The sequence below is a fragment of the Streptococcus sp. 'caviae' genome (genome assembly GCF_001937065.1).
Taxonomy (GTDB): Bacteria; Bacillota; Bacilli; order Lactobacillales; family Streptococcaceae; genus Streptococcus.
This window is the reverse complement of the sequence record NZ_MOWR01000014.1, coordinates 24,634-31,944: the sequence shown is the minus strand read 5'-3', so window position 1 is coordinate 31,944 and position 7,311 is coordinate 24,634. Positions and strand designations below refer to the sequence as shown.

At 41.9% G+C, this 7,311-nt stretch carries 6 protein-coding genes and 13 tRNA genes; all 19 read left to right on the top strand.

What is annotated here, in order from left to right:
- Window positions 1-53: 53 nt before the first annotated feature.
- The 19 genes from BMI76_RS10310 to recO all read left to right on the top strand — a co-directional run bounded on the left by BMI76_RS10310 (window position 54) and on the right by recO (window position 7,208).
- Window positions 54-126, top strand: a tRNA-Thr gene (locus tag BMI76_RS10310).
- An 11-nt stretch (window positions 127-137) separates the two neighbouring features.
- Window positions 138-209 (top strand) — tRNA-Gly (locus tag BMI76_RS10305).
- A 10-nt stretch (window positions 210-219) separates the two neighbouring features.
- Window positions 220-305: transfer RNA gene (locus BMI76_RS10300), tRNA-Leu, on the top strand.
- Window positions 306-314: 9 nt separating this feature from the next.
- Window positions 315-388 (top strand) — tRNA-Arg (locus BMI76_RS10295).
- Window positions 389-438: 50 nt separating this feature from the next.
- Window positions 439-512, top strand: a tRNA-Pro gene (locus tag BMI76_RS10290).
- Window positions 513-517: 5 nt separating this feature from the next.
- Window positions 518-591, top strand: a tRNA-Met gene (locus BMI76_RS10285).
- A 21-nt stretch (window positions 592-612) separates the two neighbouring features.
- A tRNA-Ile gene (locus BMI76_RS10280) sits at window positions 613-686 on the top strand.
- 13 nt (window positions 687-699) lie between these two features.
- Window positions 700-789: transfer RNA gene (locus BMI76_RS10275), tRNA-Ser, on the top strand.
- A 12-nt stretch (window positions 790-801) separates the two neighbouring features.
- Window positions 802-875, top strand: a tRNA-Met gene (locus tag BMI76_RS10270).
- Between the two features lie 6 nt (window positions 876-881).
- Window positions 882-954: transfer RNA gene (locus tag BMI76_RS10265), tRNA-Phe, on the top strand.
- A gap of 5 nt (window positions 955-959) precedes the next feature.
- A tRNA-Gly gene (locus tag BMI76_RS10260) sits at window positions 960-1,030 on the top strand.
- Window positions 1,031-1,057: 27 nt separating this feature from the next.
- A tRNA-Ile gene (locus BMI76_RS10255) sits at window positions 1,058-1,131 on the top strand.
- Window positions 1,132-1,140: 9 nt separating this feature from the next.
- Window positions 1,141-1,228: transfer RNA gene (locus BMI76_RS10250), tRNA-Ser, on the top strand.
- Window positions 1,229-1,291: 63 nt separating this feature from the next.
- Window positions 1,292-2,110, top strand: coding sequence for a rod shape-determining protein MreC (gene mreC, locus BMI76_RS10245; RefSeq protein WP_075347456.1), 819 nt, complete (start codon window positions 1,292-1,294; stop codon window positions 2,108-2,110).
- A 1-nt stretch (window position 2,111) separates the two neighbouring features.
- Window positions 2,112-2,633 carry a rod shape-determining protein MreD gene (mreD, locus tag BMI76_RS10240; RefSeq protein WP_075347455.1) on the top strand — a complete coding sequence of 174 codons (522 nt, stop codon included), beginning with the start codon at window positions 2,112-2,114 and terminating at the stop codon, window positions 2,631-2,633.
- 96 nt (window positions 2,634-2,729) lie between these two features.
- Window positions 2,730-4,091, top strand: a complete 1,362-nt coding sequence (locus BMI76_RS10235; RefSeq protein ID WP_075347454.1) for a CHAP domain-containing protein — start codon at window positions 2,730-2,732, stop codon at window positions 4,089-4,091.
- A 126-nt stretch (window positions 4,092-4,217) separates the two neighbouring features.
- The gene (locus tag BMI76_RS10230; RefSeq protein WP_003087001.1) at window positions 4,218-5,186 is read left to right on the top strand and encodes a ribose-phosphate diphosphokinase; all 969 of its coding nucleotides are present in this window, start codon (window positions 4,218-4,220) and stop codon (window positions 5,184-5,186) included.
- 92 nt (window positions 5,187-5,278) lie between these two features.
- A complete protein-coding gene (locus BMI76_RS10225; RefSeq protein WP_075347453.1) occupies window positions 5,279-6,454 on the top strand; it encodes a pyridoxal phosphate-dependent aminotransferase in 1,176 nt (391 codons plus the stop codon).
- Entirely contained in the window at window positions 6,444-7,208 is a 765-nt protein-coding gene (gene recO, locus BMI76_RS10220) for a DNA repair protein RecO (RefSeq protein ID WP_075347452.1), read from the top strand. The genes BMI76_RS10225 and recO overlap by 11 nt, the downstream gene beginning before the upstream one ends.
- Window positions 7,209-7,311: the final 103 nt, after the last annotated feature.

Here is a 7,311-nt window from a genome sequence, read left to right as displayed (position 1 = left end):
TCTGGCGCTTGAGGGCGTGGGGGTTCAAGTCCCTTCACCCGCATAGAGGATAAGCCGGCTTAGCTCAGTTGGTAGAGCATCTGATTTGTAATCAGAGGGTCGCGTGTTCAAGTCATGTAGCCGGCATATTTATAGATGCGAACGTAGTTCAGTGGTAGAACATCACCTTGCCAAGGTGGGGGTCGCGGGTTCGAATCCCGTCGTTCGCTTTAAGAGGAGGCCGGGGTGGCGGAACTGGCAGACGCACAGGACTTAAAATCCTGGGAAGGGTAACCTTCGTACCGGTTCGATTCCGGTCCTCGGCATAAAGATAGGCACCCTTGGCTCAACTGGATAGAGTACCTGACTACGAATCAGGCGGTTGCAGGTTCGAATCCTGCAGGGTGCATGTGCGAGTGATTGGCTTTAGGCTGATGACTTGTTTTTAGGAGGAAGGTACGGGAAGTAGCTCAGCTTGGTAGAGCACTTGGTTTGGGACCAAGGGGTCGCAGGTTCGAATCCTGTCTTCCCGATATTTGGCGGTGTAGCTCAGCTGGCTAGAGCGTCCGGTTCATACCCGGGAGGTCGGGGGTTCGATCCCCTTCGCCGCTATAGTTTATTTATGGGTGTTTTGGACCTTTAGCTCAACTGGTTAGAGCACTCGGCTCATAACCGAGCGGTCGTAGGTTCGAGTCCTACAAGGTCCATATTAATTGCCATGGAGGATTACCCAAGTCCGGCTGAAGGGAACGGTCTTGAAAACCGTCAGGCGTGTAAAAGCGTGCGTGGGTTCGAATCCCACATCCTCCTTTATAAAGATATCGCGGGATGGAGCAGTTAGGTAGCTCGTCGGGCTCATAACCCGAAGGTCGTAGGTTCAAATCCTGCTCCCGCAATAGAAAGGCTCGGTAGCTCAGTTGGTAGAGCAATGGATTGAAGCTCCATGTGTCGGCGGTTCGATTCCGTCTCGCGCCATTTTAGCGGGTGTAGTTTAGTGGTAAAACTACAGCCTTCCAAGCTGTTGTCGCGAGTTCGATTCTCGTCACCCGCTTTTATAGTATAAGCCAAGCAGTAGCTTGGGCGCGTAGCTCAGCTGGTTAGAGCGCACGCCTGATAAGCGTGAGGTCGGTGGTTCGAGTCCACTCGTGCCCATATATATTTGGAGAATTACTCAAGAGGCTGAAGAGGACGGTTTGCTAAATCGTTAGGTCGGGAAACTGGCGCGGGGGTTCGAATCCCCCATTCTCCGTAGTTAAACGAGATTATCTGTTGATATCTCGTTTTATTTATAGCTTGTGTGCGGGTGGTTAAAATGAAAAAAATGAGATTATCGCGTTTTATTGTTTTTGTTGTTACGGCATTGCTGGCAATTGCAATAGGACTTTTTTTTATTTTTCAGGATTCCATTGTTATGAAATCAGTATCTAAGCCAGTTAATACCGCGGTTTCCACTGTTGATGAAATCTTGAATTTACCATTTCAATTGATTGATGGCACCAAACAGTTATTTAAGGCAAATTCGGAAAATAAATCACTAAAACGCAAAGTGGAACAATTTGAAGGCCAGCAAAGCGAAATAGAAAAACTAAAAGAAGAAAATACAGCTCTCCGGAAAACGTTAAAAATTAAAAAATCTTTTCCTGATCAAAGAGTTCTGTCTTCTAAAGTCATCGTTCGCTCACCGGTCTCCTGGCTGGATGTTCTAACCATAGATTTAGGGGAAAAAGACGGGGTTACTAAAAACATGCTGGTTCTTTCCAATGGCAGCCTAATCGGGAAAATTTCTCAGACAACCGCCGGTTCAAGTTCTGTAAAGTTGCTTTCTAATACTAAAAATATGGACGAAATCCCTGTTAAAATTGCTGCTAAAAAGGGCGATGTTTTTGGTATTTTGACGCATTATGATATTGAATCCAGAACTTTTGAAATTACACAGCTGACCTCCTCTCTCAAAGTTCAAAAGGGGGATGCTGTTACAACCAGCGGTTTGGACGGTCAGAGTACGGAAGGGATTTCTGTTGGCAAAGTTGTCTCTGAGGAAGATAATTCTAACAATCTTTCGCGAAAAATTATTGTCAAGCCAGCGATTGATTTGTCGGATATTTCTCATGTAACCTTGGTAGGTGATTAACATGTCTGTCTTTAAAAATAAACCTTTTGCTGTTTTATTAGCTTTTCTTCTCCTGCTTTTGGACGGCCATCTGTCGTTATTGTCGCGGGTTCTTTTCCACAATCAGTTCATTGTTTCCAGTCATCTTTTAATTCTCCTTTTCCTATTTTATACAATTATTTTTAATCCCTATTTTGTTTTCATCTTGGCTTTTCTTTTAGGGATTATCTATGATTTTTACTATTTAGGGATCTATAATTTTGGAATTATGACATTGCTGTTTCCGCTGATAGCGGTCGTTATGATTAAAATCTGGAAACATGTCAGCATCGAACAGCCCCTTTCGCGTTTCTTGATTTTCTTTATTTTGATTTTCTTTCTTGATTTTACTAGTATTGCCATAGCCTATTTTTATCAGTTAACAGCCTATCCTTTAAATGATTTTGTCACTTATAATTTAGCACCGTCATTGATTTTCAATATGCTTGCCTTTCTTTTACTGCAGAAATTATTAGAGAAGATCTATCTTGAAAGGCGCCATTAAAGCTTTTTAAATAAAAATGTAATAATGCCGTAATATACAAAACGGCTTTTTTTGATATAATAATAAAGTCTTATCGAAAAAGGAGTTATATTTGTAATGAAAAAAAGAATTTTATCTGCAGTTTTAGTTAGTGGTGTAACACTTAGCTCTGCGACAGTACTGTCATCTGTAAGTGCTGATGATTTTGATTCACAAATCGCGTCGCAAGATGCTAAAATTAATAATTTGACTGCTCAACAGCAAGCGGCACAAACACAAGTCAATACTATTCAGGGACAAGTAAGTGCTTTGCAGACACAGCAAGCACAATTACAAGCTGAAAATGAAAGACTTGAAGCTCAATCTGTTGTTTTAGGGAAAGAAATTCAAACTCTTTCAAATAAGATTGTTGCCCGTAACGAATCTTTGAAAAAACAAGCCCGCAGTGCCCAAAAGAGTAATGCAGCTGCAAGTTATATTAACGCTATTGTTAATTCAAAATCAGTTTCTGATGCTATTAACCGCGTTTCAGCTATCCGTGAAGTTGTTTCAGCCAACAAGAAAATGCTTCAGCAACAAGAGCAAGATAAAGCAGCTGTTGAACAAAAACAACAGGCAAATCAGGCAGCTATTAACACTGTTGCAGCTAACCAAGCAACAATTGTTCAAAATACAAATGCTTTAACAACACAAAAAGCACAATTGGAAGCGGCACAATTAAACTTGCAAGCTGAATTGTCAACTGCACAAAATCAAAAAGCTACCTTGGTTGCTCAAAAAGCAGCAGCTGAAGAAGCAGCTCGTCAGGCAGCAGCAGCACAGGCAGCGGCCGAAGCTAAAGCAGCAGCTGAAGCTAAAGCTTTACAAGAACAAGCAGCGCAAGCACAGCAGCAACAAGCAGCAGCCAGTCAACAAAACCAAGCAGCACAGCCAGCTGCTGATGCCAATACTCAATCTAACAATCAAGAACAAGCAGCTAATCAAGAGCAAGCTTCACAAGCAACTCAAGCACAGCAGCAAGCAGCTCCGGCAGCACAGGCAAGTGAACCTGCTGCACAACAAGCACCAGCTGCTAATAATAATGCAGGACAGCAAAGTGCAGCGCAGGCACAACAGCCAGCAGCAAGCACAGCAGCTCCGGCAGCAGCGTCATCCAATACTTCTTCTGCAAATACATATCCAGTTGGTCAATGTACTTGGGGTGTTAAATCATTAGCTCCTTGGGTTGGCAACTACTGGGGTAACGGCGGCCAATGGGCAGCCAGCGCAGCAGCAGCAGGATACAGAGTTGGTTCTACACCAACAGCTGGCGCTGTAGCAGTATGGAATGACGGCGGTTATGGACACGTAGCTTATGTTACAGGTGTTCAAGGCGGTCAAATTCAAGTTCAAGAAGCTAACTATGCTGGTAATCAATCTATCGGTAACTACCGTGGATGGTTCAATCCAGGAAGTGTAAGCTACATCTATCCAAACTAAAAAGTGATTTAAAAAGATAAGATACGTCTTATCTTTTTATTTTTTCTAAAAATATCCTCGTAAATCTAATTGAAAAATTACCCCAAAAACGATAAAATGGTAAGGGATTAAAACTTTGGAGGAATTATGTCGTATTCTAATTTAAAATTGTTTGCTCTGTCTTCAAACAAAGAATTAGCAGAAAAAGTAGCCAAGACTATCGGAATCAGTCTTGGAAAATCAACGGTCCGTCAATTTTCTGACGGAGAAATTCAGGTTAATATCGAAGAATCTATTCGTGGGAAGCATGTTTTTATTTTGCAGTCAACCAGCTCGCCTGTCAATTACCACTTGATGGAAATTTTAATCATGGTTGATGCTCTTAAACGTGCCAGTGCTGAAACGATCAGTGTTGTCATGCCTTACTATGGCTATGCCCGCCAAGACCGAAAAGCACGTGCCCGTGAACCCATTACCTCCAAATTAGTTGCCAATATGCTTGCAGTAGCAGGTGTTGACCGTCTTTTGACAGTTGATTTGCATGCTGCACAAATCCAAGGATTCTTTGATATACCTGTTGACCACTTGATGGGAGCGCCTTTGATTGCTGATTATTTTGTCCGCCGCGGCATGTGCGGCAGTGACTATGTTGTCGTCAGCCCTGACCATGGCGGTGTTACGCGTGCCCGCAAGCTGGCTCAGTTCCTCCAAACGCCGATTGCGATTATTGATAAGCGGCGAAATGTCAATAAAATGAATACCAGTGAAGTTATGAATATTATTGGCCATGTTTCTGGGAAAACCTGCATTTTAATTGATGATATGATTGATACAGCAGGAACGATTGCCCATGCAGCCGATGCTCTTGCTGCAGCCGGTGCAACAGCGGTTTATGCTTCCTGCACCCATCCCGTGCTGTCAGGTCCTGCTTTAGATAATATTCAGAATTCTGCTATTGAAAAACTAGTTGTTTTGGATACCATTGATTTGCCGCAGGAACGTTTGATCGATAAGATTGAGCAAATTTCGATTGCTGATTTAATTTCAGAAGCTATTATTCGTGTGCACGAAAAACGGCCGCTCTCACCTTTGTTTGAGTTTACTTTTCCACAATAAAAGAAAATCGCTGAAGAGCGATTTTTTTATGGGGTGAAAAAGCCGATTTTTTGGTGTATAATAATGATAATATAGTTATAAGAGGTGTTTTTATGGATTTGAGTAAACGTTTCAATAAGAATTTAGACCGAATTGAAGTCTCTATGATTCGCCAGTTTGATCAATCAATTTCAGATATTCCGGGAGTTTTAAAATTAACGTTGGGCGAACCGGACTTTACGACACCAGAACACATCAAGGAAGCAGCTAAAAAGGCGATCGATGCTGATAAGAGTCATTACACGGGTATGGCTGGGCTTTTGGAACTGCGGCAGGCGGCCAGTGCTTTTGTTAAAGAAAAATATCATCTGAACTACAATCCGGATAATGAAATTTTAGTTACCATCGGTGCTACTGAAGCACTATCAGCTGCCTTAACGGCTATTATAGAACCTGGAGATAAAGTTCTTTTGCCGGCGCCTGCCTATCCTGGTTATGAGCCTATTGTTAATTTGGTCGGAGGAGATATTGTTGAAATCGATACGAGAGCCAATAGCTTTGTGCTGACTCCTGAAATGCTTGAAAAGGCCATTGTGGACCAAGGAGAGGCGCTAAAAGCAGTTATTCTCAACTATCCTACTAATCCGACAGGCGTTACCTATTCGCGCCAGCAAGTAAAGGATTTAGCTGCCGTTCTTAAAAAATACGACATTTTTGTCATCAGTGATGAAGTTTATGCAGAATTAACCTACACTGACGAAAGTCACGTTTCGATTGCAGAATACTTGCCGGAACAGACAATCCTTATATCTGGCCTGTCGAAATCACATGCTATGACAGGCTGGCGCTTAGGCTTGATTTTTGCACCTGCTCCTTTAACGGCGCAATTAATTAAGAGCCATCAGTATCTGGTCACTGCGGCAACTACCAGTGTGCAGTATGCAGCTATCGAAGCTTTGGTGAATGGTAAGGATGATGCCTTGCCGATGAAGGCAGAATACATCAAGCGCCGGGATTATATTATTGAAATAATGGAAGATATGGGCTTTAAAATTATTAAGCCGGACGGAGCTTTCTATATTTTCGCTAAAATCCCTGCTGAAAAGAATCAGGATTCCTTTAAATTTTTACAGGATTTTGCCAGAGAAAAAGCAGTAGCCTTTATTCCCGGCGTTGCTTTTGGCAAATACGGCGAAGGCTATGTTAGAATTTCTTATGCAGCAAGCATGGAAACGATTAAGGAAGCTATGAAACGCTTGAAAGAATTTATGGAGCAGTATGCAGACTAAGGAAACCAGAGGCTTAGTGCTTTACAACCGCCCTTTCCGTGAGGACGATAAACTGGTTAAAATATTTACGGAAAGTTCAGGCAAGCATATGTTTTTTGTGCGCCATGCCGGCAATTCAAAGCTGTCCTCGGTTATTCAGCCGCTGACGGTGGCTGATTTTATCTTAAAGATTAATGATACAGGACTTTCTTATATAGAGGATTATAAGGAAGTTTCTCTTTTTAAGGAAATTAACGCTGATATCTATAAGCTGGCCTATGCCAGTTATCTTGTGGCTTTGGCAGATGCTGCCATTCCGGATGCCAGCTTTGATGCCAATCTTTTTGCCTTTTTGGTTAAAACATTGGAGTTAATGAATGAAGGGCTTGATTATGAGATTTTGACGAATATCTTTGAAATTCAGATTCTGGAACGTTTTGGTGTTCAGCTTAATTTTCATGAATGCTGTATTTGCCACCGTGTGGGTTTAGCTTTTGACTTTTCTCACCGTTATTCCGGATTGCTGTGTCCTGAACATTATGAAAAAGATGAGCATCGCAGTCACTTAGACCCCAATGTGCCTTATTTATTGGATCGCTTTCAGTCTCTTCGCTTCGAGGATTTAAAAACCATTTCTGTAAAATCGGAAATGAAGAGAAAGCTTCGGGTCTTTATTGATGCGCTTTACGAAGATTATGTGGGACTTCATCTAAAAAGTAAAAAATTTATTGATGACTTGGACAAATGGGGAAATGTCATGAAAAAAGATGACTAGGAAATACGTTAGGTTCTGGTCTGCAGCTTGTGTGCTTTCAGGCTATTTGTCATTTTTTTGTAACGTTTAAAGGCCTTTTGTTCATGGTATAATTAAGGATAAT